We start from the raw sequence: 24,580 nt of genomic DNA, 5'->3' as shown, positions 1-24,580 counted from the left end.
GGTGCGCCGCATGCCCAGACCGTTCCTCGTCGTACCGCTGGTGGTGGCCCTGGTCGCCGGGTTCCTGCTGGGCCGGGCCGCGCTGGTCCGCTGGCGCGACCTGAAGGCGGCCCAGACCTACGAACTGACCGCCGAGCAGCGGCCGTTGCTGGTCAGGGCCGGCGGCGCGGTACTGTGCGGGATGTGCGTGACCGCGCTCACCGTCGCGGTCGTCCTGGACGGCCGTGGCGTCCGTCCGGCGCAGGCCGTCGCGGTGGTCGCGGCCGAGCGGCCCGCCGCGCCGCCGGTGCAGCCGTCCCCCTCCGGGGCCGAACTCCCGCCCGTGGTGACGCGGTTCGAGCTGATCGGCAGGCCTGCGGGCGGTGAACTGATGGAGGGTGAGGTGGCCGGACCGGACGGCCGCCCCCGGACGGTCAGGGTCTGGCTGCCGGACCGCTACCGCGCCGAGCCGCAGGCCCGCTTCCCGGTCGTGGTGCTGCACGCGGGCACCACCGGCCGGACCGCCGACGCCGAACTCCCCGACGTCTTCGAGGGCGTCGCCTCCGCCGTGAAGCTGGGCCGCTCCCGCCCGTTCGTGCTGGTCGCCCCGGCGGCCCCAGCCGGCACCGGCCACCCGTGCGAACTGGTCGCCGCCGCCCCGCAGGCCATCGCCGACGACCAGGCGCTGCGGACGGCCGTCGGCGCCGCCTTCCGCACCCTGCCGCCCGGCCCCGGCGGCTGGGGCGTGCTGGGCGTCGAGGGCGGCGCGGCCTGCGCGGCCGCCGCCGGACTGGCCCGCCCCGACCTGTACGGGGCGGCCGCCGCCGTCTCCGGCCGGTACGACGGCGCCGCGCTGGCGGTCGCCGCGGCCGAGGCGCCGGAGGGGAGCGCGGCGAAGCTGTTGCTGGCCGCGGCCAAGGACGACGCGGAGGGGCTGGGCGCGGCGCGCGGGTTGCAGAAGGCACTGAAGGAGGGTCAGGGGCGGGCCGCCAAGGCCAACGTCCGGCTCTCCGACGCGGTCCGGGACTTCGCCCCCGACCGCGAGCGGCTCCGGCTGGTCCGGGTGGCGGTCCAGTACCTGGCCGAGAACCTGACGCGCTGACGGCCGCGGCACCCGCCGCACCCGCCACGCCCGCCGCACCTGTGCATCCAGCGGCCCCGACGGCCCCGGCCGCCGTACCGGCGACAGCAGAGCTGCGGGCCCCGGCGGTGGTGGCGACGGCGGCGGTGGCGGAGCGGAGCACTTGCACCGGCGGGCTCGAAAGCGAGTTCGGGGCGCGCGGCGACGCCCGTGCGCCGGAGCGCGGGCGTGCCGATCACCGGGCGCTAGGCTCGGGGCGTCCGACCCCCTCTGCCGAGAGAAGACGCCCCGATGCGCGCAGTCCGGCCCGTCCGCCTCGTGCCCGCCCTGCTCGCCGCCGCGCTGCTGGTGGGCGGTTGCACCTCGGGCCGGTCCGACAGCCCCACCTCGTCCACGCCGCCGTCCTCGGACGCCGCCTCGGGCGCCTCGGCCTCCCGGAGCGCCGGTGCCACCCCGCTCCAGCCGCTCCCGGAGGGCACCCCGGCCGCGCTGGCCCCGTACTACGCCCAGAAGCTCTCCTGGCAGCCCTGCGACGGCGAGTTCGAGTGCGCCACCTTCAAGGTCCCGCTCGACTACGCCGCCCCGTCCGGCGGCGATCTCACCCTCGCCGCCGCCCGCAAGCCCGCCACCACCCGTCCCGGTGGCCGGGCCAAGCTCGGCTCGCTGCTGCTCAACCCGGGGGGCCCCGGCGCCTCCGCCGTCGACTACGTGGAGGCGGTGGCCAAGGGCTACGACGCCGAGGTCCGCGCCGGGTACGACCTGGTCGGCCTGGACCCGCGTGGCGTCGGCCGCTCCCGGCCGGTGACCTGCCTGAGCGGCCCGCGGATGGACGCGTACACCGCCGTCGACATCACCCCTGACGACCAGTCGGAGATCGACGCCCTGGTGGCCTCCGACAAGGAGTTCGCCGAGGGGTGCAAGCAGAACGCGGGCGCCGTGCTCGGTCACGTCTCCACGGTCGAGTCGGCCCGCGACCTGGACGTGCTGCGCGCCCTGGTCGGCGACGAGAAGATCAGCTACCTCGGCAAGTCCTACGGCACCTTCCTCGGCGCCACCTACGCCGGCCTCTACCCCGCCAAGGTCGGCCGGATGGTGCTGGACGGCGCGATGGACCCGGCGCTCGACGCCGTCGCCGGCAACCGGACCCAGGCGGCCGGCTTCGAGACCGCCTGGTCCGCCTTCGCCAAGGACTGCGCCAAGCACGGCGGGGAGTGCGCGCTCGGCGACACCGAACAGAAGGCCGGCGAGCAGCTGCTCGCCCTCTTCAAGCAGCTCGACGGCGCCCCGCTGCCCACCTCCGACCCCGCCCGGAAGCTGACGGAGGCCCAGGCCACCACCGGCGTGATCCACGCGATGTACGCCGAGTTCCTCTGGCCCCAGCTGCGCACCGTGCTCACCTCCGCCAAGGCCGGCGACGGCACCGGTCTGCTCAAGCTCTCCGACCAGTACTACGAGCGCGAGTCCGACGGCAGCTACCCGAACCTCATGTACGCCAACATGGCCGTCAACTGCCTCGACCTCCCCGCCCCCTTCGCCTCGCCCGCCGAGGCCGCCGCCGCCGTCCCGGACTTCGAGAAGGCCTCCGCCCACTTCGGCCGTGACATGGCCTGGATGGCCCTGGCCTGCGCCTACTGGCCGGTCCCCGCCACCGGCGCCCCGCACACCATCGCCGCCGCCGGCTCCGCCCCGATCGTCGTGGTCGGCACCACCCGCGACCCGGCGACCCCCTACGCCTGGGCCCAGTCCCTCGCCGACCAGCTCGACTCCGGCCGCCTCCTCACCTACGACGGCGACGGCCACACCGCCTACGGCCGCCGCAACACCTGCGTGGACGGCGCGGTCAACCGCTACCTCCTCGGTGGCGACGCCCCGGCCGACGGCACCCGCTGCGCGAAGTAGCTCACACCGGGCGGAAAGTGGCTTCGGCGCCCGGGCGGTCCGTATGTACGATGACCGCCCCTACCCCTGCCCGCCCAAGGAGTGCTCCGTGCTCGGAGTCAACGACCTGGCGACGTACGTGCTCGGCGCCCTGGTCATCGTCCTGCTGCCCGGCCCCAACTCGCTCTACGTCCTGTCCGTCGCCGCCCGCAAGGGCATACGCACCGGCTACCAGGCCGCCGCCGGCGTCTTCATCGGCGACTTCACCCTGATCAGCCTCACCGCCCTCGGCGCCTCCTCCCTCCTGGAGGCCAACCCGGCCGTCTTCGCCGTGGTGAAGTTCGGCGGCGCGGCCTACCTGCTCTGGATCGGCTTCGGCATGCTCCGCGCCGCCCGCCAGCTCTGGCGCGAGCGGCACGCCGTCCCCGCCGCCGAGTCCACCGACGAGGCCCCGCAGGCCGACACCGAGCGCCCGTTCCGCCGCGCCCTGGTGATCAGCCTGCTCAACCCCAAGGCCATCCTCTTCCTGCTCTCCTTCTTCACCCAGTTCGTCGACCCGACCTACGGCGCGCCGATCCTCTCCTTCTCCCTCCTCGGCGGCGTCCTCCAGACCTTCAGCGTCCTGTACCTCTCCCTCCTGATCTTCGCGGGCACCACCCTCGCCACCGCCTTCCGCCGCCGCAAGCGCCTCTCCGCCACCCTCACCACCGGCGTCGCCGCCCTCTTCGCCGGCTTCGCCGCCAAGCTCGCGGTCTCCTCGGCCTGACCCCCGGCCCGGCCTCCGTGCCTGCCGGAAAGTCGGTACGGAGCACGAGTGCGCAGCGTGTAGACTGGCCCGCGTTGCCGAAGGCGTGTTCACACACCCCACGCAACGGTGCCGCCTTAGCTCAGTTGGCCAGAGCAACGCACTCGTAATGCGTAGGTCATGGGTTCGAATCCCATAGGCGGCTCCGGAGTCGAAGAGGCCCGGTCAGGGAAACCTGACCGGGCCTCTTCTGTTGTGCCCGGAGCCCGGATTCACCCGTGCGGGCGGCGACGGGGGTGGGTGGGGGCGGATAGCTTCGTGGGCGAACTGCGGGTGGCGAGCCGTGCTGCCCGTGACGTCGTCGAGGGAGAGGCCCGTGAGGGTTCCCGTGGTGGTGGCTGCTGTGGTGGTTGCGGCTGCGCTCGTTCCGGTGGGTGCGCAGGCGGCGCCGGCGGACGGGCCGCCGTACGTGCGTGATCTGGCGGTGTCGGTGGCGGCGCCGGAGCCGTCGGCGCCGGGGGAGGTGGCGCCGTTCACGGTGGTGGTGTGCAACCAGGGGAGCGAGGCGCCGCAGGAGGATGCGGTGCTGGTGGTGAACGGGCCGCCCGGGGAGGGGATGGAGCTGACCTCGGAGAGCTTCGGGGTGGTGGACGGCGGGTGGAACTGGATCAAGTTCGAGCTGGGGAAGGGGCTCTACCCGCACGACTGCACGCACGTGAAGCTGCGGGCCCGGACGCTGGCCGGGATGGACGGGTCGAGGACCTTCGACGGCGGTACGGCGGAGGTGAGTTGGGCGGCGGACCAGGACCAGTCGGACAACTCGGCGACGTGGAGTTCGGTGATCACCGCGCCGGTGACGGGTGCGTTCCTGGCGCTGAGCAAGCAGCCGCTGCCGACCGCGCCGGGCGGGACGGCGGAGTTCCAGGTGGAGGAGAGCAACCTCGGCCCGTCGGTGGACTACCCGTGGCGGGGCCGGGTGGTGGCCCAACTGCCGCCCGGGTCGCGGTTCGTGCCCACGGCCGAGGGGAGCCAGTGCGAGATCTCGGTGGACGGCACGACCGCCGTCTGTCCGAACGACATCGTCAGCAACACCTGGCGGTCGGCGAAGCGGGACTTCGCGGTGAAGGTGGGCGAGGGCTGCGAGCCCGGGAGCACGGTGCGGGCGGTGGTGACCTACGAGGCGCCGGCGAACCCGCCGCCGCACCGGTCCGTGCTGAACGTGGACATCCCGGTGAAGTGAGGGGATGAAACGCTGAAGGCGGGCCCGGACCGAGGTGGACTCGGCGGGCTCGCCCAGCGGCGGCACATGACGACGGGTCAGCCGTGGCGGGGCTCCCAGCGGAAGAGGCGGCGGGCGAGGACGGTGGCGCCGGCGGTCCAGGCGGCGGCGATCAGCAGGGACGTGGCGGCGTGCTGCCAGCCGTGCACCAGGTCGAGTTCGGGGAGGGCGGCGCCGCTCCAGGACTCGTGGCCGAAGCCGCGGCCGAACCAGGCGGTGCGCAGGGTCTCCACCACGGGGGCGAGCGGGAGGTTGTGGGCGGGGTCCTGGAGCCAGCTGGGCATGGAGCTGAGCGGGGCGACCACGCCGCTGGCGAACATGCAGATCAGCAGGACGGGGGTGGCGACCATCGGGGCGGACTCGGCGCTGGGGGTGATGCCGGACAGCGCCACCGCCAGGATCGCGAAGAGCAGGAACCCGAGGGTCAGGGTGAGCAGGAAGAGCAGCGGGTCGGCGGGCAGCGGGGCGCCGAACCAGAGCACCGCAGTGCCGCCGAGAACCAGCACCTGGAGCAGGACGACGGCGGCGGCCGCGCCGAACTGCCCGGCGAAGATGGCGGTCGGCGGGACTTCGGTGCCGCGCAGCCGCTTGAGCACCAGGTCGTCGCGGCGGGCGACGATGCCGTTCAGCAGGTTGATGAACGTGGTCACCAGGGCGAAGCCGATGAAGCCGATGGTGCTGTAGGCGGCGGCGTTCACCCCGCCGATCTCGCGCTCGCGGAGCGGGGCGGCGATCACCAGGTTGAGCAGGACCGGCAGCAGGAAGCCGATGAAGGTGGAGCGCCGGTTGCGCCAGAACACCCGCCAGGAGAGCAGGAACTGGCCACGGGCGTAGGCGGGCCAGGTGAGCTCGCGGACGGCGGGGGCGGAGCGGGTCAGGGGAGTGGTCAGGGTGCTCATCGGGTCTCCGCCTTGTCGTGAGCCTTGTCGTGGGCCAGCTGCAGGAAGACGTCCTCCAGGGAGGCGTTGCGCGCCTCGATGCCGTCCAGCTCGACGCCCAGGCCGGCGGCCCAGCCGTGCAGGGCGGCCAGGGCGGGGGCGGTCTTGGCGACGGTGTAGACCACGGTGCCCTCGTCGAGGGTGGGCGACTCGCCCAGCACGGTGGGGAGTTGGGCGGGCAGCACGCCGGCGGGCAGCGGGAAGGTGACCCGGGTGCCCTGGCCGGAGAGCACCTCGTCGACGGTGCCGACGGCCGCGAGTTGGCCGCGGTCCATGATGGCCACCCGGTCGGCCAACTGCTGGGCCTCCTCCAGGTAGTGGGTGGTCAGCAGGACGGTGGTGCCGGCCGCGCGGAGCTCCTTGACCAGGCGCCAGGTGGTGCGCCGGGCCTCCGGGTCCATGCCGGTGGTGGGTTCGTCGAGGAAGAGCACCTCAGGGGTGTTCAGCACGGCCAGGGCGAGGTCGAGCCGTCGCCTTTCGCCGCCGGAGAGTTGGGAGACCCGGATGCCGGCCCGCTCGGTGAGGGCGACCCGGTCGAGCACCTCGGTGGTGGGCCGGGCGCCGGAGATGAAGGTGCGCCAGGAGTCGACGGTCTCCTTGACGGTCAACTCCTTGAAGAAGCCGCCCTCCTGGAGCATCACGCCGGTGCGCCTGCGCACCTGGGCGCCCTGGGTCCAGGGGTCGAGGCCGAGCACCCGGACGGTGCCGGCGCTCGGGGCGCGGTACCCCTCCAGTACCTCCATGGTGGTGGTCTTGCCGGCGCCGTTGGTCCCCAGCAGGGCGAACAGCTCGCCCCGTGCGACGGTGAAGGAGACTCCCCGTACGGCTTCGTAGTCCCCGTAGCTGCTGCGCAGACCGTGTACCTCCACGGCCGCCTCCCCGGTATTCCCCGGGCCTGTGGTGAGTGTCATGGGACATAGGGTGAACCGGCCTGCCCCTATAAGGCAAGTGCACGACATAACCGCAGGTCAGAGGGTATGCAAAATGTCATGGGTGCAAGTGTGGCATTTTCGACGGATGGGTTTCTTACATTCCCTACTGATGTTCGAGCGGCGGCCGGGTGCATAGTTTCCTCATCGCCGAGAACGAGCCGGAGAAAAAGACCGGAAAGCGAATCGGCGGAAAGGGTGACCGGCCCCGACGGGGCAGGCCCCACGACCCAAGAGGGAGCTTCACATGGCTGAGAACACCACCCCCGCGAACGACCAGTTCGACATCGAGATCGAGGAGCTGGACAGCGTCAACGCCGGCGTCTCCGTCTCCTCCCTGGCCTGCGCGGCCTGCCCGGTCTCGAGCTTCAGCTCGATCTCCAACGCCGCCGCCGAGGTTGCGGCCGAGTAATTCGGGACCTGTGCCGCGGTGAGTCCGCCCTCGGGCGGAGTCACCGCGGCACCCTCGTCTCTTCCCCCGTCTTCCCGCCCACAGACACGAATTGACCGACGAACAGCAGTGAAGGAGAAGCCGGGTCATGGAGAACCTCCGGCAAGAGCTGACGCGGTTCATCCAGGAACCCGCCGCTCAGCAGGACCCGCCCGCGCTCTACCGTCGACTGCTGGCCGAGGAGCCGGTGCTGGATCTCGGACGGGTGCACGTGGTGTCGGGCTACCAGGAGATCGTCACCGTACTGATGCACCCCGGCACGGCGGTCGATCCGACCACCGTCGGTCTGCCGAGCGCCGGTTCGACCGCGCTGGCGCGGATCGTCAACCGGATGCTCCCGATGCGCGACGGCGCCGACCACACGCGGTTGAAGCGCCTCGCCACCACCGCCTTCTCCGCCCGCCGCCTGGAGCAGATGCGCGAGCGGATCGAGAGCACGGCCGCCCGGATGCTCGAACCCCTGCTCGCCGCAGGTGAGTTCGACGTGGTCGCCGACCTCGCCGTCCCGCTGCCGGTGGCCGTCTCCTGCGCCATCCTGGACATCCCCGACTCCGAGCAGGAGCGCGTGGTCGGCTGGGCCGGCCTGGTCGCCCGCTCGCTGCTGGACGACTTCGGCGGCCAGGGCGCCTCGGCGGACGCCGTCACGATCGCCGAACTCGACGCGGAGTTCGAGGAGTTCCGCGCCTACGTCGAGGAGCTGTGCGCCGCACGCGCCGCCGCTCCGGGCGACGACCTGATCAGCCGTCTCACCGTCGCCCGCGCCGAGGGCAAGCTCGACGACGAGGACCTGCTCGCCTTCGTGGTGATGCTGCTCGCCAACGGGCTGGAGACGCTCACCTCCGGACTGGCGCTGGCCGTCTGGCAGTTGCTGCGTGACCCGGAGCTCGCCGAACTGATCCGGAACCGGCCCGAGCGGGCCGAAGCGGTGTTCGACGAGGCCCAGCGGCTCGGCAGCCCCGTGCGCGCCAGTGCGCGCGCCCTCACCCACGACGTGACCCTCGGCGACACCGTGATCCCGGCCGGCCGGGTCGCCCTGCTGCTCTACGCGGCCGCCAACCGGGACCCGCGCCGCTTCGCCGCCCCGGACGCCTTCGACCCGGACCGGGCCGAGACCCGTCACCTGGCCTTCGGCCACGGTCCGCACCACTGCCTGGGCGCCCCGCTCTCCCTGATGGCCGGTGCCGCCGTGCTGCGCGGCCTGGCCGAGGCGGGGCGCACGCAGGAGCTGAGCACCCCGCTGACGGAGGAGACCGTGCGCTGGAGCACCCAGTTCGTCTTCGGCGGCATGCGCGAACTGCCGTTGCTCTGCGTCCCCGTGGCGCGGCCCGAGCCGCAGCCGGAGCAGGAGCCGCAACTGGAGCCGCAGCCGGAGTCCGAGGAGTCCGCGGCCGCGCTGGTGGGGGCGGTGCGGTCATGAGCCTCACGACGACCGACGCGTCCGCACGCACCACCGAGACCGCGGAGGAGGAGCGGAACGGCCGGGCCGTGGCCGCCGCCCCCGCCCAGGAGTCCACCGCCGTCGCGGCCGCCCGGGCCGCCGCCGTCCTGGAGCCCGGGCTGGACCGCCCGGTGGGACTGGTCGGTGCCCGGCTGCGGGCCGCCGCCGCGGCGCTGCTGCTGGTGGTCGGCGCGGGCGGCAGCTGGCTGGCCTTCGGCACGCTGCCGCACACGCTCGCGCTCCCGGCCCTGCTGGCCCACGGCGCGGCCCCGGAGACCGTCCGGGCCGAGCAGGCGGGCGCGCTGCTCGCCTACCAGGTCAGCCCCGGGGCCGCCGTGACGCAGGGTCAGACCCTGGCGCTGCTGCGGACGCCGGCGGGCGAGGAGCTCGCCGTCCGGGCCCCGCAGGCTGGCACCGTCACCGCGCTGCTCTCCACCCCCGGTGCCACGCTCGCCCCGGGCGCTGCCGTCGCCGCCCTGGACGCGGCGCAACTGCCGGACACCGTGCGACTGTTCGCCACCTCGCTGCGGGAGGCCGGGGAGCTGGTGCCCGGCCGGACGGTGCTGGTCCCGGTGCCGGGCGGGGGTACCGTGCAGGCCACCATCACCGAGGTGGACCCGCTGCCGGTCCGCGCCGAGACGCTGGACGGGGCGTTCTCCGTACCGCTGCCCGGTGTGCCCTCCGGCGCGGCCCCGGTCTGGACGGCCCGGGCCCAACTGCCGCCCGACACCACCCGGCTGCGCGGCCCGGTGCCGCTGACGGTCTCGGTCGACCTGGGTGCCCGGCACCCGTACGAGGCCGTGTTCGGGACGGGGGCCGGCCGGTGAGCCTCGACGTCCGGGAGGCGGCGCCGTCGCCCGCCCCCGAGCGCCCGAAGACGCCGAAGCCGGAGCAGGCCGAGGGCAAGAGGGCCAGGAAGGCCGACAAGCCCCGCCGCTACCTGCGCACCCCCGTGGTGCCGCAGATGGAGGAGCAGGACTGCGGCGCGGCCTGCCTGGCCGTGGTGCTGGGCGCGCTCGGCCGCCGGGTGACGCTCCAGGAGGCCTCGCGCTCCTGCGGGGTGAGCCGGGACGGCGTCAGTGCGGCCGCGGTCGCCCGGGCGGCCGGCCGGTACGGCGTGATCGCCAAGGGCCGCCGGATCGTCCGCACCGAGGAGAGGCTGCAGGGCCTGGAGGCCCTCCAGGTCCCGTCGATGGTCCTGGTCACCGGCCCGCACTTCGCGATCTACGAGGGCGTCAAGCGCGGCCGGGTGCACGTCAACGACCCGTCGATGGGCTCCTACTCGGCCACTCCGGCCGAGTTCTGGGACTCGTTCTCCGGGATCGCGGTCGGCTTCGAGCCGGGCCCGGACTTCGAGCCCGGCGGGCAGCGCTTCCCGCTGCTGCGGGCCCTGGGCGGCCGGATGCGGGCCTTCGCGGCCCCGCTGCTGCTGGCGGTGCTGCTCTCGGTCGCGCTGGCGGTGCCGGGGGTGGTCGCGGCCTTCCTGCTGCGGGCGTACCTGCGCTCGGTGGTGCTGGGGGGCATGGAGTCCTGGGCGGTGCCGCTGGCGCTCGCCTCGGCCGCTGTGGCCGGCACCGTGGTGCTCGGCACCTGGCTCCAGCAGACGTTGGTCAACCGGGTGTTGGAGGCGATGGCGGCCCGGGCGTCGTCCGGCTTCCTGTGGCGGCTGATCCGGCTGCCCGGCTCCTTCTTCCACCGGCGCCAGCTGGGCGGCCTGGTGACCCGGGTCCAGATGAACGACGGTCTGGCGATGCTGCTCTCGCACCGGGTGGCCTCGGCCTCGGCCCAACTGGCCGCCGCCGCCGTCCACCTGGGGGCGCTGGTCTGGCTGGAGCCTCGGCTGGCCGTGGTGCCGGTGGTGGTCGCCGGGCTGGACCTGCTGGCCCTACGGGTCGCCGACCGGCGGCGCGGCGGGCTGGTGCACCGGCTGCACGCCGAGCAGCACAAGCGCGACGGGGTGGCCTTCGCCGGTGTGTCGGCGATCGAGACGCTCAAGGCCGAGGGCGCGGAGGACTCCTTCTTCCGCTCCTGGGCGGGCTGGCAGGCCCGGGCCATGGAGACCGGCCAGAAGGTCACCACCGTGGTGATCGTGCCGCTCTCGCTGCCCGGCGCGTTCAACGCGGCGGCCACCGCCACCGTGGTGGTGGCCGGCACCTCGATGCTGCTGGGCGGCTCGCTCTCGATCGGCACGCTGCTGGCCTTCCTGCTCCTGCTCAACGGATTCCTCGGCCCGGTCGGCCAGTTGGTCAACGCGGCCTCGGAGCTCACCATGGCCCGGGCGCAGAACGCGCTGCTGGAGGACGTCGAGAGCAGCGAGCCCGATCCGTACCTGACCCCGGTGCTGGACGCGCCGGCCGAGCCGGGCCCGCGCCTGAGCGGTGAACTGGAGCTGCGTGACGTCGAGTTCGGCTACGACCCGAACCGGCCGCCCACCCTGGCGGGGATCTCGCTGCACATCCGCCAGGGGGAGTGGGTCGCGGTGGTCGGCGGCAGCGGCAGCGGCAAGTCCACGATGGCCAGGCTGGCCGCCGGGGTGCTGCGGCCGTGGTCCGGCCAGGTACTGCTGGACGGCAGGCCCAGGGACGACTGGCACCGGGCCGTGGTGACCGGTCAGGTGGCGTACGTGGAGCAGCAGTTGAGGCTCTTCGAGGGCACCGTCCGGGAGAACCTGACGCTCTGGAACCCGGCCGCCGACGAGGACGCCCTGCGCCGCGCGCTGGAGGACGCCGAGGTCGCCGACCTGGTCGCCCGCCGGGGCGGCTTGGACGCCGGGCGGATCGACGAGGACGCCCGCAACCTCTCCGGCGGCGAGCGCCAGCGGCTCGAACTGGCCCGCGCGCTCGCCCTGGACCCGGCCCTGCTGGTGCTGGACGAGGCCACCTCCGCGCTGGACGCGCACACCGAGGCGGCGGTCAACGAGCACCTGCGGCGGCGCGGCACCACCTGCCTGGTGCTGGCGCACCGGCTGAGCACCATCCAGGCCGCCGACCGGGTGGTCGTGCTGGCCGGCGGACGGATCGTCCAGCAGGGCACCCCCGCCGAACTCGCCGCCGTCCCCGGCCCCTACCAGACCCTGCTCACCGAAAAGGCCCGGCGCACCGGGACCCATGAGCCGTCCGAAGGCACCGCGCTCAGCGAGAAGGCCCGGCGCACCGGGACCCATGAGCCGTCCGAAGCCATCGCGCCCACCGAGAAGGCCCGGCACACCGGGACCCATGGGCGACCCGCCGGATCCGAGATCCCGAAGGAGGAGAAGTCATGACCGCCACGGCCACCGCCGAAGCCAACCGGGCCGCGCTCGCCGCCACCGTCGGCGTGCTGCACCCCGGCCGTGGCGGACGACAGACCCGTCCGCAGAACCTCACCCACCCGGCCGAGCAGGCGCACGCCGTGCTCGTCGCGCTCGGGGCGCTCCCCGCAGACGCCGAACTCCCTTCCACGGTACGGAGCTCCCGCGACCCGCTGACCGCGCTGCTGCGGTCGGCCGGGCTGCGGTACCGGCCGGTGACCCTGCCCACGGCCGAGGACGGCCACGGCGACCCGGCCGGTACGGCCGGGCCGATGGTCGGCTTCGCGGCCGAGGACGGCCGCCCGGTCGCCCTGGTGCCGCGGCCGGCCGGCGGCCACCGCCACCACGACCCGGCCGGGGCGTCCGCCCCGGTCGCGCTGCAGGAACGGGCGCTGCTGCTCTACCTGCCGCTTCCCGCAGGAGACTTGGGGCCGGCGGACCTGGCCCGTTTCGTCCTGCGGGTGCCCGGCGCCCGCCGCGACCTGGGACGGCTGACCGCAGCCGGCCTGGGGGCGGCGATGCTCGGGCTGATCGTGCCGCTGAGCGCCGGTGTCCTGATGCCGGAGCTCATGGCGGCCGACCGGCACCCCGTCCGCTGGCTGGCCCTGCTGCTGGGGTCGGCCGTCCTGGCGGCCTGGCTGCTGGTGATCGTCCGGAACACCGCCGCCGTGCGGTTGACCGGGCGGGTGCAGAGCGCGTTGGAACCGGCCGTCTGGGACCGTCTGCTCGGTCACGACGCCCGGTTCTTCCGCGACTTCAGCACCGGAGACCTGGTCCACCGCGCCAATGCGGTGGCCCAGGCCCGGGCCGCGCTGTCCGAAGTCCTGGTCAGCGCCGTCCTGGGGGCGGTGTTCGCCACCTCGGGGCTCACGGTCCTGATGCTGGTGGACGCCTGGCTCGGCGGGCTGCTGCTGCTCGCCGTCCTGGCGGTGACCGGGCTGCTGCTGTTGCTCGGTCGCCGCCGCCAACGCCACGAGAGTGCCGTCTTCGAACTGCACGGCAAGCTGAACGGCGTGCTGTACGGGCTGCTGCTCGGCATCGACAAGATCCAGACGGCCGGCCGGGAGATCCAGGCCTTCGCCCGCTGGGCGGTGCCGTTCGCCGCCCAGAAGCGGGCCGACGCGGACGCCCAGCGGGCCGACGCCGCGGCCGCCGCACTCACCGCAGGGCTCCAACCGCTGCTGCTGGCGGTCCTGTTGGCGGGTGCGGTGCTCGACGGGAACACCCTGCCGGGCCACCTGATGGCCGCCGGCGTGGCGGCCGGCCAGGTCGCCGCGGCGCTCGGCCAGGTCACCCACGCGGCGGCCAGTGCCTACGGGATCGCCCCGGTGCTGGACCGGATCCGGCCGATCCTGGCCGAGGTCCGGGCCTCGGACGGGGCACGGGAGTTGAACGATCCCGGCGAGCTGCGTGGGGCGGTTTCGCTGGACCGGGTCACCTTCCGTTACCCGGGCACGGCCGCCCCGGTGCTGCACGAGGTCTCGCTGCACGCCGGGCCCGGCGAGATGGTCGCCGTGGTCGGCCCGTCCGGGGCCGGCAAGTCCACCCTGGTGCGACTGCTGCTCGGCTTCGAGACGCCCGAGTCCGGCACCGTCCGCTACGACGGGCAGGACCTGGCCGGGCTGGACGCGCGGCTGGTCCGGCGCCAACTCGGCGCGGTGCTCCAGCACGGCCGGATGCTGCGCGGCTCGCTGCTGGAGAACCTGGCCGGCAGCGATCCGGACGTGACCGAGGACCGGATCTGGGAGGCCGCCGAACTGGCCGGGATCGCCCAGGAGTTGCGAGCCCTTCCGCTCGGTCTCGGCACCCGGGTCGGGGAGGATGCCGCGGGCTTCTCCGGGGGCCAGGTGCAGCGCCTGCTGCTGGCCCGCGCGCTGGTCCGCCGGCCCGCCGTCCTGCTGCTGGACGAGGCCACCTCCGCGCTGGACAACGCGACCCAGCTGCGGGTCGCCGAGGCCGTCGCGGGCCTGGACCGCACCCGGCTGGTGATCGCCCACCGGCTCAGCACCATCCGCACCGCCGACCGGATCCACGTCCTCTCCGGGGGCAGGGTCACGGCCTCCGGCACCTACGACGAACTACTAGGCCACGACCCGCTGTTCACCCGACTCGCCCGACTCCAGGAGATGTGAGATGCCGCTCGACCTGCAGACCTGGCTCCCCGTCGACGGTGCCTCCGCCCCGACCACCGACGCCGACGCCCTCGCCGATACCGACACCCACGACGAGCCGGGAGCGCTGCTCCCCGGCCCCGCCCGCGGCGACGAACGGCTGCGCGCCGTGGTGGCCGCCGCCGCCTCCTTCCCGGAGCGGGCCGAGGCCCGCGCCGACGGCTCCACGCTCTTCGCCCCCGACCCGGACGAGGACCGCCGGGGCCGCACCTCCGCGGTGGACACCTGGCTGCGCCGGGCGGCCGGCGAGCGTGGCGGCGCCGGGGCGCTGCTGGACCACCTGGCCGAGACCGGCCGCCCGCTCGGCGACGGCCTGCGCCCGGTGGTGCTCGCCGATCCGGCCAAGCTGCCGGACTGGGCACTGGCGCTGGCGGTCTTCCTGCGCACCCTCCCGGTCTCCCCGGCCCCCGAGACCTCCGCGCCCGGAGCGCTCACCGCCGCCTTCGCCGCGGCCGCCGACGCCCTGCTGCCGCACTCGGGCGGCGCCGTCCTGGGCGTCCCGGTCACCGAGGCGGCCCGCGCCGACCTGGCCGGCACCCTGACGGCCCGTCTGGTCGAGGCCTGCAAGCTGGCCTTCTGCCACGAGCAGCAGACCGCCACCGGCCGCCCGCGCGCCACCGACTGGGACGAGGTCGGCGGCCTGGACACCTCGCAGGAGGGCTGGCTGGCCCGGCTGGAGCGGCTGCCCGGACTGGCCTTCCTGGTCGGCACCGTCTGCCGCCAGTGGCAGCACGTGCAGGCCGAGATGTTCGCCCGGCTGGCGGCCGACCGCGCGCTGCTGGTCGAGCGGATGTGGGACGGCGAGGACCCGGGCGCGCTGGCCAAGGTGCGCGGCGAGGCCGGCGACCGGCACGCCGGCGGCCGCTCGGTCGCGCTGCTGTACTTCGAGTCCGGCGCGGCCGTGGTCTACAAGCCGAAGGACATGCGGCACGTCTCGGCGTACCTGGAGCTCTCGGCCCGGCTGAACCGCGAGCTCTCGCTCGACCTGCCGCTGCGCACCGTGCTGATCCGCAGCGACCGCGGCGACGACGGCCACGCCGCCTCGCTGACCGCCGACTGCGAGAGCGACTACGGCTGGGAGCAGCTCGTCCCGCACCGCCCGGTGGCGGACGAGGGCGGCTTCGGCCGGTTCTACCGGCGCCTCGGCATGACGATCCGTCTGGTCCAGCTGCTGGAGGGCCGCGACCTGTGGGCCGACAACCTGCAGGCCGACGGCGAGTACCCGACGATGATCGACCTGGAGTGCCTGCTCTACCCGCGGGTGCAGACCCCGCCGAGCATCAGCGCGGACCAGCACGGCCTGCTGGACGCGCTGGAGTCGACCGTGGTGCGCACCGCCATGGCCTTCCAGCCGTGGACCCCGGCCAAGCACTCCGCCACCCTGGACATCGGCTGCCTGTCCCGGATCGGCAGCCTGGAGGTCACCCCCGGGGTGGCCGCCCTGCCGCTGCCGCCGTACCGCCCGGTGCGGGTGGACGAGAGCGGGGCCACCGTCACCGCCGACCCGTGGCAGTACACCGAGGAGGTGACCGAGGGCTACCGCGAGATGCACCGGGCGCTGTACGCGCTGCGTGGTGAACTCGCGGACGCCGATGGCCCGTTGGCCGGGTTCCGGGGCATCTGGGTGCGCTACATCTGGCGGCACACCTGGGACGGCTACAAGATCATCCGTGCCTCCACCAGCCCGCTCGCCCTGGACAGCGGCGCGACCCGCGAGACGGTGATCGCCGGCGCCCTCCAGGGAGCCATCACCGCGCTGGCCGGCGACCCGGGCCGCGGCGACCTGCTGGAGGTGGTGCTCGCCGAGCTGGACTCCTTCCGCCAGCTGGACATCCCGTTCTTCCGCTCGCTGACCTCCTCCTCGTCCGCCTACACCGCCGACGGCCGGGAGATCCCGGGCCACTTCCGCTCCACCGGCTGGCAGCGCCTCCAGGACCGGGTCGCCGAGCTGGAGGGCTTCGACCTGGAGGCCCACCTCGCGGTGCTCACCGGCTGCGTGGACTCGGCCCGCTCGGGCACCCTGCTGCCCGTCCCGGTGGTGCCGCGCTCGGTGCGGGCCCGCATCCCCGGCAACACCGAACTGCTGGACCACGCCGTGGAGATCGGTGACCAGCTGCTGGCCGACCAGGTCCGCGCGGACCGGCAGGGCGCCGGCTGGCTCGGCCAGAGCTGGTACCCGGGCAGCGGCCTGCGCCAGGTCGAGGTGCTCGGCCCGGACCTGGTCAGCGGCACCGCGGGCATCGGCGTCCTGTTCGCCGAGCTCTGGGCCGCCACCGGCGAGCCGCGGTTCCACCGCGCCGCCCACCAGACCATGGCCACCGCCGCCCGCCTGATCGACCCCGAGGCGCCCCGGGCCTTCGCCTTCGCCTCCGACAACCGGCTGGCCGGCGGCGCGCCCGTCCCCGGCGGCTTCTCCGGCCCCGGTGCGCTGATCCACGCCCTGGCCCGGGTCGGCACCCTGCTCGGCGAGCCCGGACTGATCGCCTCCGCCCAGGCCCTGGTGCCCGGCGCGGTCGGCGTCGCCACCCCGGTCGCCGCCCGCCCCGGCCGTCCCGTCCGGCTGCCCAACCCGGACGCGCCGCTCGGCAGCGCCGGTCTGCTGCTCAACCTGCTGCGGCTGCGCCGGGTCACCGGCCCGGGCCACGCGCCCACCGACGACGGCATCCGCACGCTGGCGGCCACCGCCCTGGAGCAGCTCGGTGCCGAGCTGCCCGAGGGCGAAGCGACCGACGACAACGGCTTCCTCGACCTGGTGCCCTCCGGCCCCGACTCGATCGCCGCCGCCCTGGCCCGCACGGTGGCCGAGGCGCCCGGCCTGCTCGCCAACGCCGAGGCGGTCCGCGAGCGGCTGCGCGGCCACCGCTTCGCCACCGCCACCCGGGCCGGCCGGCTGGCCTGCCTGGACGCCGCCGTGGCGCTCGGCTCCGGCATCGTCGACCCGGCCGAACTCTCCGCCCTCACCCCGCCGGTGAGCGCCCGGCAGATCGCCGGCCGCTCCACCCGCGACCTGGTCGCCACCGCCGGCGAGGCGCTCAGCGCCGCCGAGGCCGGCTTGCTGCACACCGTCCCGGACCCGCTGGACTCGCTGCTTCCGGGCCCGTTCTACGACGGCAGGGAGGCCGCCGCTCTGCTGGTCGGCGAGCTGATCGCCCGTCACGAGGCGACCGGCAGCTGGTACCCGGACCGGGCCGCCGCCGACCGGATCAACGTCGGCGTCCTGGACGGCTCGGCCGGCGTGGCCCTGCTGCTGCTGCGCCTGCTGGACCCGGCCACCGCCCCGCTCGCCACCCTCCGCTGACCCGCCGACCGCGTACGAGAACCGAGGGACCGTCATGTCCGACATCACCGCGGCCGACACCACGGCGGCCGAGCCCGCGATCGGCTTCAAGCACCACTACACCCCGTACGTCGTGGACGGCGAGGCCGTCTACCTGGTCTCCGAGCGAGGCGTCTCGGTGGTGGACGGCGGCCTGGCCCAGGCCCTCGCCCCGCTGCTGGACGGCACCCGCACCGCGGAGCAGATCGGCGAGGCGCTGCGCGGCACCGTGCCCGCCGAGAAGGTCAGGCTCGCCGTCGACCGGCTGCGCGAGCGCGGCTACCTGGCCGACAGCGGCCCGGTCCGCGAGCCCGCCGAGGCCGCCTACTTCGAGATGGCCGGCTTGGACGGCGCCACCGCGAGCGCCGCGCTGCGCTCGGCCCGGGCCCGGGTCGAGGTCTACGGCGAGCTGGACCCGGAGCCCTTCCTGGCCGCACTGGCCGGGGCCGGGGTGACGGTCGACCAGGACGCCGAGTTCACCATCGCGCTGACCGAGGACTACCTGCACCCCGGCCTGGCCGAGCGGGACCGGGAGGCCCGGGAGAGCGGCCGCCCGTGGCTGCTGGCCCGTCCGGTCGGCTCGATCCTCTGGGTCGGTCCGGTCTTCGTCCCCGGTCCGGCGGACCGGGAGGGCACCACCGGCTGCTGGGAGTGCCTCTCGCACCGCCTCTCCGCCAACCGCCAGTCGCTCAGCTACCTGCAGCACCGCCTGGGCCAGGACACCCCGATCTCCACGGCCGGCGCCCGCCTCGCGCCCTCGCTCGGCACCGGCGTCCAGCTGGCCGCCCTGGAGGCCGCCAAGTGGCTGGCCGGGGTCCGCCCCGCCGAGCCGGTGGTGCTCACCCTGGACACCGTGCTGCTGGAGACCGAGCGGCACCGGCTGATCCGCCGCCCGCAGTGCGCGGCCTGCGGTGACGAAGGGCTGGTCGCCAAGCGCCAGTCGGAGCCGGTCCGGTTCGAGAGCCGGCCGAAGGCCTTCACCGCCGACGGCGGCCACCGCTCCGCCTCGCCGGAGGACATGCTGGAGAAGTACACGCCCCAACTCTCGCCCGTCAGCGGCGTGGTGACCTCGCTGGTGCCGGCCGGGCGGACGCCCACCGGGCTGCGGGTCTACATCTCCGGGCAGAACCTCTCCCGCCGCAGCGGCGACCTGAAGCAACTGCGCACCGGCCTGCGGTCGGTGAGCTGCGGCAAGGGCCGCACCGACGTGCAGGCCCGGGCCAGCGCGCTCGGCGAGGCGATGGAGCGCTACTCGGGCGTCTTCCAGGGCGACGAGGCCCGCCGCCGGGCCAGCTACGCCGAGCTCGGCGACGCCGCGGTCCACCCGGCGCACTCGCTGCTCTACAGCGAGCGGCAGTACGCCGAGCGGGAGAGCTGGAACGACCAGCCCTCGATGTTCAACACCGTCCCCGAACGGTTCCGCGAGGACGACCAGTTGGAGTGGTCCCCCGCCTGGTCGCTGACCGAGCAGCGGACCCGCTGGCTGCCCACTATGTCGCTGTACTACGGCTACCGGCACCGCGACGGCTTCTTCGCGGCAGGGGACTCCAACGGCTGCGCGGCCGGCACCTCCTTCGAGGACGCCACCCTGCAGGGCTTCCTGGAGCTGGTGGAGCGGGACGCGGTCGCACTCTGGTGGTACAACCGGGTGCAGCGCCCGGCCATCGACCTGGACGCCTTCGGTGACCCGTACATCGGCCAACTCCGGGAGATCTACCGGGGGTTGAACCGTGAGATCTGGGCGCTCGACCTGACCTCCGACTTCGGGATCCCGGTGGTCGGGGCGTTCTCCCGGCGGACCGACAAGCCGGCCGAGGACATCCTGATCGCCTTCGGCGCCCACCTGGACCCGCACATCGCGCTCACCCGCGCGCTCACCGAGATGAACCAGTTCCTCGGCCCGGTGGCCGGGGACGAGAACGGCCACGTCAGCTACGCGGGCGCCGACCGCGAGCAGAAGCAGTGGTGGCTCACCGCCACCGTGGCCAACCAGCCCTACCTGCTGCCCGACCCGGCCGCCGAGGCGGCGGGCCCGGACCGCTGGGAGCCGCTGGCCGGCGCCGACCTGGCCGAGGACCTGGCCCTGGTCCAACGCCTGGTCGAGGAACGGGGCATGGAGTTCCTGGTGCTCGACCAGACCCGCCCGGACATCGGCCTTCCGGTGGCCAAGGTGATCGTCCCCGGGATGCGGCACTTCTGGGCGAGGTTCGCGCCCGGCCGGCTGTACGACGTGCCGGTGGCGCTGGGCTGGCTCGACGCGCCCACCCCGGAGGAGGACCTCAACCCGATCCCGATCTTCATCTGATCCACCCGCCCGGCCGCCGCCACGATCCACGCGGCGGCGGCCAGGGCTGGTCGTCCGGACCCTTCCGTGCGGCCGCCGGAGCCGTCCGGCGGGGCCCGAACGACCAGCCCAGACCCGGAAAGAGGTTCAACCATGACCGTGACCGAACAGCTTCCACCCGACCTCGCCGCCGAGGGCGGGGCGCCGCGGACGCTGCTGCGGCTGCGCCCCGAGGTGGAGGTCACCGCCCAAGGCGACGACCTGGAGCTCAGCCACCCGTGGGGCCGGCAGCGCGTGCACGCGCTCGGCGCCGACACCGTCCAGCGGCTCGCCGCACTCACCCGGGACCACCTCGACGTCGGTGAACTCGCCGACGGCGGAAGGCTCTACCACCTGCTGAGCCGGTTCCCCTACCTGGTCTCCACCACCCTCGCCGACCCGCTCGGCGAGCCGATGGCGACCGCCGTCCCGATCGCCCGGGCCGCCGGACTCCCCGGTCTGGTCCGCGCCCCCGCCTCGGTGGTGCTGTCCCGCTTCGCGTACCTGCGGCGGCTGCCGGAGGAGCACGCCGGGGCCTGCGTGCTGGAGTCGCCGATGGCACCGTTCCGCCTGACGCTGCACCAGCCCGCGGCGGGCGCCTTCGTGGCGGCCGTCACCGCCAACCGCTCGGTGGCCGAGGCGGCCCTGCTGGCCGGGATCAGCCAGCCGGCCGGACAGGCACTGGCCGGACTGCTCGCGGGCGCCGGCTTCCTGGACGACGGGGCGACCGGCGAGCCGCCGCTCTGGGACTTCCACGACCTGCTGTTCCACGCCCGCAGCCGCCCGGGGCGGCACGACTACCCGAGCGGCGGCGTCTTCGCCCACCCCGAGGTGGAGCAGCTCCCGGCGCTGCCGGGTGTCGGCGCCCGGGAGGACGGCACCGGGATCGACCTGCCGGTGCCGGACTGGGACGAGGTGCTGGCCCGCGACCCGGCGCTCAGCGAGGTGCTGGAGGGCCGCCGGTCGGTCCGCAGCTACGCCGATACCCCGGTCACCCTGGCCCAGTTGGGCGAGCTGCTGTACCGGGTGGCCCGGGTCCGCCGGATCATCCCGGGCGACCCGTCCGACCCGCACGGCTACGACATCGTGGACCGGCCCTACCCGGCCGGCGGCTCCACCGGTGAACTCGAGGTCTACCTCTCGGTGGTGCGCTGCGACGGACTGGTGCCAGGCGTCTACCGCTACGACGCGGCGGCCCACCGGCTGAGGCCGCGGCCGTTCTCCGGCCCGGCCGACGAGTCGGCCTTCCGCGAACTGATGACGGCGGCCTGGCGGGCCACCGGCTGCACGGTGGACCCGCAGGTGCTGCTCACCGTCACCTCGCGGTTCGGCCGGCTCTCCTGGAAGTACAGCCAGATCGCCTACGCGCTGACCCTCAAGCACGTCGGCGTGGTCTACCAGACGCTGTACCTGGTGGCGACGGCGATGGGCCTGGCCCCCTGCGGCCTCGGCTCCGGCGACACCGACGCGGCGGCCCGGGCGCTCGGCCTGGACTGGACGGCCGAGTCCTCGGTCGGCGAGTTCCTGATCGGCAGCCGCCCGGCGGACGTGCCGCGCACCGCGCACGGCTTCCACGACATCGTGTCGACCTCGCGCGGAGAGTGACGCACCGTCAGGCCCCGTAGGTCCATTTTTTCGCAGCAAAGACGTCCGGACATGCCGATGCCCCGCCGTGGAGTGGCGGGGCAGCGGCATGTCCGTGGGTGTTTCCGGGGTCGGCCCTAGAGCCAGCCGTTCTCGCGGGCGATCCGGATCGCGTCGCAGCGGTTGCGGCCGTGGGTCTTGGCGATCGCGGCCGAGACGTAGTTGCGCACCGTGCCGGGGGAGAGCGACAGGGTGGCGGCGACCTCCGAGATGGTCGCCCCCTCGGCCACGTGGCCCAGCACCGTGAGCTCGCGCGGGGTGAGCGGGACGGCGGCCGGCCGGACCACCTCCGCGAGCAGCCGGGGATCGTAGACCCGTCCGCCGGTGGCGAGTTCGCGGACCGCGGAGATCAGCGCACCCGGCGGCACGTCCTTGAGCAGGATCCCCGCCACCCCGTCGGCGACCGCCCGCTGGAGGTCGGAGGAGCGCGGCACCGCGATCAGGAGCAGGACGGCGGTGTCGGGGGAGCGGTCGCGGATCAGGGCGGCCGTGGCGGGGCCGCCCGGGCCCGGCAGGTCCAGGTCGAGGACCGCGACGGTGGGCCTGGTCCTGGCGGCCTCGGCGGCGGCCTCCTCGGCGGTGTTCGCCTCGGCGACCACGGCGAGGTCGGCCTCCCGGTCGAGCAGGGCTCCCAGTCCCGAGCGGAACAGGTGGTGCCCGTCGGCGAGCAGGACGTTCACGTTGGTGGTCCCGGGGGTGCGGTCCGGGGCCGAGCGGTACGGCGGTTGGTCCAGCAGAGGGGTGATCATCCGGCTACCTCGGTGACAGGGGAGTCTCGGGTGGACAGGCGGACTGACGCACGGTCAGACGGTCTGGCTGGTGGAGCTGGTCGAGCTGGTCGAGCGGGTGGAGCCGTTGGAGCGGGTGGAGCGCTGGTCAGTGGTGCTGCTCACCCCCAGCCCCAGGTGCCCTGGGTGCCGGTGGGGATCGGAGCCGGGGTGGTGGTCGAGGCGGGGGCGGGCTGGCCGGTGGTGACGTTGTTGGCCGTGTCGGCCGGCGCGCCGTCGGCCGTCAGGACGACGGCGGCCGGGGCGGTGTCGGCCAGCTGGAGGGCGGCCGTGCCGGTCAGGATGCTGAAACCCAGGGCGACAATCGTGATGAAACGGACCTTCTGCGTCATGGGTGTGCCCAAACCTCTCGCGTTCGACTTGAACCCCGGGCTGCTTCCGGAGATCGAAGGGTGCGGCTGACGTTCCCACCGGGCCCCCTGGGGGGCTGCTGTCCCGGTTTCCGGTCCGTCGTTCTTGCCGACACCATGAGATTGGCCGCCCGGGGTGGTCCCTGTCAGCACCCGGAGCTGGCACCAGAGTGCCGTGACACCCTGAGGCCAGCTCGGGCCGGTTGGTGCCAGGGCCGTTGAACCCGGGCTGACCTGCGGGAACGCCCGATCGGGGTCAGGGGAGGCTGGGCAGCTCGTACAGGCCGAGGGCGAGCCGGGAGTCGGCCTCGCAGTGCAGAAGGTGCCACCCGCTCAGCACGCTGTCCGGGGTGGTCAGTTGCTGCCAGGCCTCGCGCAGCCCGTCCTCGGCGTCCAGCAGGCTGCCGGCCACCACGAAGGCCACCGCGTCCACCGCCTGCGGCGTCACCCGGATCCGCGCGTGGCTGAGCCGGGCCGGGCCCCGGAAGCCGTGCTCCAGGCCGTCCCGTACGACCGGTGCCGCCGGAGGGCAGGCCACGGGCCCGCTCGTCTCCAGGTGGGCGCGAATCGCGTACACACTCATAGCCTGGGGCACCGTCGGCCCGCCGACCGGCAGTTGGCGGTGGCATTTCCCCGCCTGGCACCAACATGTCGCGGTCCGCGCGGACGCCGTCGTCTTCACGGTTCATCCATCGGATCGCCGCGATTGTCCGGAAGACTGTTCTAAGTTCCGTCAAGTGACGCTACGCTGACCGCCTGTCAGTATCGGTGAACGGGCACGCCGGTCCGATGTCCGGTCCCGCGGGGGAGGGTGTGATGTGCTCCGACCTTCTGGTGAGGGAACGTTGACCGAGTCCCGGCCGATCGGGCTCGACCCGTTCGGCGAAGCGGTGTACCGGACGATGCTGCTCCACCCGGAGTTGGACACCCAGGGCATCGCCGTCCGGCTGGAGGCCCCCGAGGCCGAAGTCAAGGCGGCACTCGACCACTTGGCGGACCTGGCACTCACCAGACCCACCGGTGCCGAGGACCGCTGGCGGGCCGTCAACCCGGAGCTCGGCCTGGCCACCCTGCTCGCGCTCCAGGAGGCCGAGGCGGCCCGCCGCCAACAGGAGATCGAACGCAGCCGGGCCACCATGGCCGGCCTGATCGCCGAGTACGCGAGCGTGCGCACGCCCACCAGCCAGACCGGCGTCGAGCTGATCTCCGACCTCGGCGAGGTCCGCGGCCGGCTCGTCCAACTCGCCTCCGACGCCACCGTGGAGGTGCTCGCCCTGGCCCCCGGCGGCCCGCAGCCGCCCCAGGTGATGGAGGCCAGCCGGGCGCTCGACCAGGAGACCCTGGAGCGCGGCGTCCGGATGCGCACCATCTACCAGGACAGCGTGCGCAACGACCCGGCCACCGTGCAGTACGCCCGCTGGCTGCACGGGCTGGGCGGGGCCGTGCGCACCACCCCCACCCTGCCGCTGCGGATGATCCTGGTCGACAACGCCACCGCCATCGTCCCGATCGACCCGGAGGACGCGCGCAAGGGGGCCGTGCTGCTGCACAGCCCCGGGGTGATCGCCGCGCTGCGCGCGCTCTTCGAGCAACTCTGGGACCAGGCACGAGTGCTGGGCGAAACGGTTCAGCGCGACCCGCACGGGCTCACCGCCCAGGAACGCGAACTCCTCCGCCTGCTCGCCGAGGGCCTCACCGACGAACGGGCCGGCCAGCGGCTCGGCGTCTCGCTGCGCACCGTCCGCCGCATGATGGCCGACCTGATGGTCCGCGTCGACGCCCGCAGCCGCTTCCAGGCCGGCATCCACGTCGCCGCCCTCGGCTGGCTCGGCGAACCCACCCCCCGCTGACGCCTCTGGACGTGGTCACACCGGGGGCGCGAGGAACTGCGCGCATCGGAAGACGAGAACCCGTGTGCCGGGTACGGACATCCACTTGCAAGTGAACATCCGCACCCGGCACGTGGGTCACATCCTCCCGC

18 protein-coding genes and 1 tRNA gene are annotated in these 24,580 nt (G+C 74.3%); 14 read left to right on the top strand and 5 right to left on the bottom strand.

The features are described from left to right. The first annotated feature begins 10 nt into the window (after positions 1 to 10). From ACWEPF_RS24215 to ACWEPF_RS24195, 5 genes are all read left to right on the top strand, one after another. Entirely contained in the window at positions 11 to 1,081 is a 1,071-nt protein-coding gene (locus ACWEPF_RS24215) for a hypothetical protein (RefSeq protein ID WP_452174126.1), read from the top strand. 270 nt (positions 1,082 to 1,351) lie between these two features. Beyond that, complete coding sequence (locus ACWEPF_RS24210) at positions 1,352 to 2,959, top strand: alpha/beta hydrolase (RefSeq protein WP_452174125.1); 1,608 nt, start codon at positions 1,352 to 1,354, stop codon at positions 2,957 to 2,959. A gap of 88 nt (positions 2,960 to 3,047) precedes the next feature. Then, a complete protein-coding gene (gene leuE / locus ACWEPF_RS24205) occupies positions 3,048 to 3,704 on the top strand; it encodes a leucine efflux protein LeuE (RefSeq protein ID WP_452174124.1) in 657 nt (218 codons plus the stop codon). Between the two features lie 110 nt (positions 3,705 to 3,814). After that, a tRNA-Thr gene (locus ACWEPF_RS24200) sits at positions 3,815 to 3,888 on the top strand. A 171-nt stretch (positions 3,889 to 4,059) separates the two neighbouring features. Beyond that, the gene (locus ACWEPF_RS24195; protein WP_452174123.1) at positions 4,060 to 4,923 is read left to right on the top strand and encodes a hypothetical protein; all 864 of its coding nucleotides are present in this window, start codon (positions 4,060 to 4,062) and stop codon (positions 4,921 to 4,923) included. 77 nt (positions 4,924 to 5,000) lie between these two features. Here ACWEPF_RS24195 and ACWEPF_RS24190 read toward each other — a convergent pair whose 3' ends face one another. Further along, positions 5,001 to 5,861 carry an ABC transporter permease gene (locus ACWEPF_RS24190; RefSeq protein WP_452174122.1) on the bottom strand — a complete coding sequence of 287 codons (861 nt, stop codon included), beginning with the start codon at positions 5,859 to 5,861 and terminating at the stop codon, positions 5,001 to 5,003. Beyond that, positions 5,858 to 6,811 carry an ABC transporter ATP-binding protein gene (locus ACWEPF_RS24185; RefSeq protein ID WP_452174121.1) on the bottom strand — a complete coding sequence of 318 codons (954 nt, stop codon included), beginning with the start codon at positions 6,809 to 6,811 and terminating at the stop codon, positions 5,858 to 5,860. The genes ACWEPF_RS24190 and ACWEPF_RS24185 overlap by 4 nt, the downstream gene beginning before the upstream one ends. 265 nt (positions 6,812 to 7,076) lie before the next feature. On the opposite strand from ACWEPF_RS24185, the gene ACWEPF_RS24180 reads away from it, so the two are divergent. The 8 genes from ACWEPF_RS24180 to ACWEPF_RS24145 all read left to right on the top strand — a co-directional run bounded on the left by ACWEPF_RS24180 (position 7,077) and on the right by ACWEPF_RS24145 (position 21,422). Beyond that, entirely contained in the window at positions 7,077 to 7,241 is a 165-nt protein-coding gene (locus ACWEPF_RS24180; protein WP_345291011.1) for a hypothetical protein, read from the top strand. A 127-nt stretch (positions 7,242 to 7,368) separates the two neighbouring features. Then, positions 7,369 to 8,697: a cytochrome P450 gene (locus ACWEPF_RS24175; RefSeq protein WP_452174120.1), complete on the top strand. Its 1,329-nt coding sequence runs from the start codon at positions 7,369 to 7,371 to the stop codon at positions 8,695 to 8,697. Further along, positions 8,694 to 9,545, top strand: a complete 852-nt coding sequence (locus ACWEPF_RS24170; protein WP_452174119.1) for an acetyl-CoA carboxylase biotin carboxyl carrier protein subunit — start codon at positions 8,694 to 8,696, stop codon at positions 9,543 to 9,545. Before ACWEPF_RS24175 ends, ACWEPF_RS24170 begins: the two co-directional genes overlap by 4 nt. Continuing rightward, complete coding sequence (locus ACWEPF_RS24165) at positions 9,542 to 11,980, top strand: ATP-binding cassette domain-containing protein (RefSeq protein ID WP_452174118.1); 2,439 nt, start codon at positions 9,542 to 9,544, stop codon at positions 11,978 to 11,980. Before ACWEPF_RS24170 ends, ACWEPF_RS24165 begins: the two co-directional genes overlap by 4 nt. Beyond that, positions 11,977 to 14,139 carry an ATP-binding cassette domain-containing protein gene (locus tag ACWEPF_RS24160; RefSeq protein ID WP_452174117.1) on the top strand — a complete coding sequence of 721 codons (2,163 nt, stop codon included), beginning with the start codon at positions 11,977 to 11,979 and terminating at the stop codon, positions 14,137 to 14,139. The genes ACWEPF_RS24165 and ACWEPF_RS24160 overlap by 4 nt, the downstream gene beginning before the upstream one ends. A gap of 1 nt (position 14,140) precedes the next feature. After that, a complete protein-coding gene (locus ACWEPF_RS24155; RefSeq protein ID WP_452174116.1) occupies positions 14,141 to 17,476 on the top strand; it encodes a DUF4135 domain-containing protein in 3,336 nt (1,111 codons plus the stop codon). A 34-nt stretch (positions 17,477 to 17,510) separates the two neighbouring features. Further along, a complete protein-coding gene (locus ACWEPF_RS24150) occupies positions 17,511 to 19,799 on the top strand; it encodes a TOMM precursor leader peptide-binding protein (protein ID WP_452174115.1) in 2,289 nt (762 codons plus the stop codon). Positions 19,800 to 19,931: 132 nt separating this feature from the next. Next, entirely contained in the window at positions 19,932 to 21,422 is a 1,491-nt protein-coding gene (locus ACWEPF_RS24145) for a SagB family peptide dehydrogenase (protein WP_345291003.1), read from the top strand. A gap of 116 nt (positions 21,423 to 21,538) precedes the next feature. On the opposite strand, the gene ACWEPF_RS24140 is transcribed toward ACWEPF_RS24145, so the two are convergent. The 3 genes from ACWEPF_RS24140 to ACWEPF_RS24130 form a co-directional block, all read right to left on the bottom strand. Further along, a complete protein-coding gene (locus ACWEPF_RS24140) occupies positions 21,539 to 22,210 on the bottom strand; it encodes a response regulator transcription factor (protein WP_345291002.1) in 672 nt (223 codons plus the stop codon). Between the two features lie 140 nt (positions 22,211 to 22,350). Then, on the bottom strand, positions 22,351 to 22,581 hold the full coding sequence (locus ACWEPF_RS24135; RefSeq protein ID WP_345291001.1) for a hypothetical protein: 231 nt from the start codon (positions 22,579 to 22,581) through the stop codon (positions 22,351 to 22,353). Between the two features lie 274 nt (positions 22,582 to 22,855). Next, positions 22,856 to 23,176 (bottom strand): hypothetical protein, encoded by a 321-nt coding sequence (locus ACWEPF_RS24130; protein WP_452174114.1) that lies wholly within the window; start codon positions 23,174 to 23,176, stop codon positions 22,856 to 22,858. A gap of 268 nt (positions 23,177 to 23,444) precedes the next feature. Here ACWEPF_RS24130 and ACWEPF_RS24125 point away from each other — a divergent pair, with 268 nt between their 5' ends. Continuing rightward, on the top strand, positions 23,445 to 24,449 hold the full coding sequence (locus tag ACWEPF_RS24125) for a LuxR C-terminal-related transcriptional regulator (protein ID WP_452174113.1): 1,005 nt from the start codon (positions 23,445 to 23,447) through the stop codon (positions 24,447 to 24,449). The last annotated feature ends 131 nt before the right edge of the window (positions 24,450 to 24,580 follow it).

The organism is Kitasatospora sp. NPDC004289 (assembly GCF_053602875.1).
This window is presented reverse-complemented; position numbering and strand designations above follow the sequence as displayed.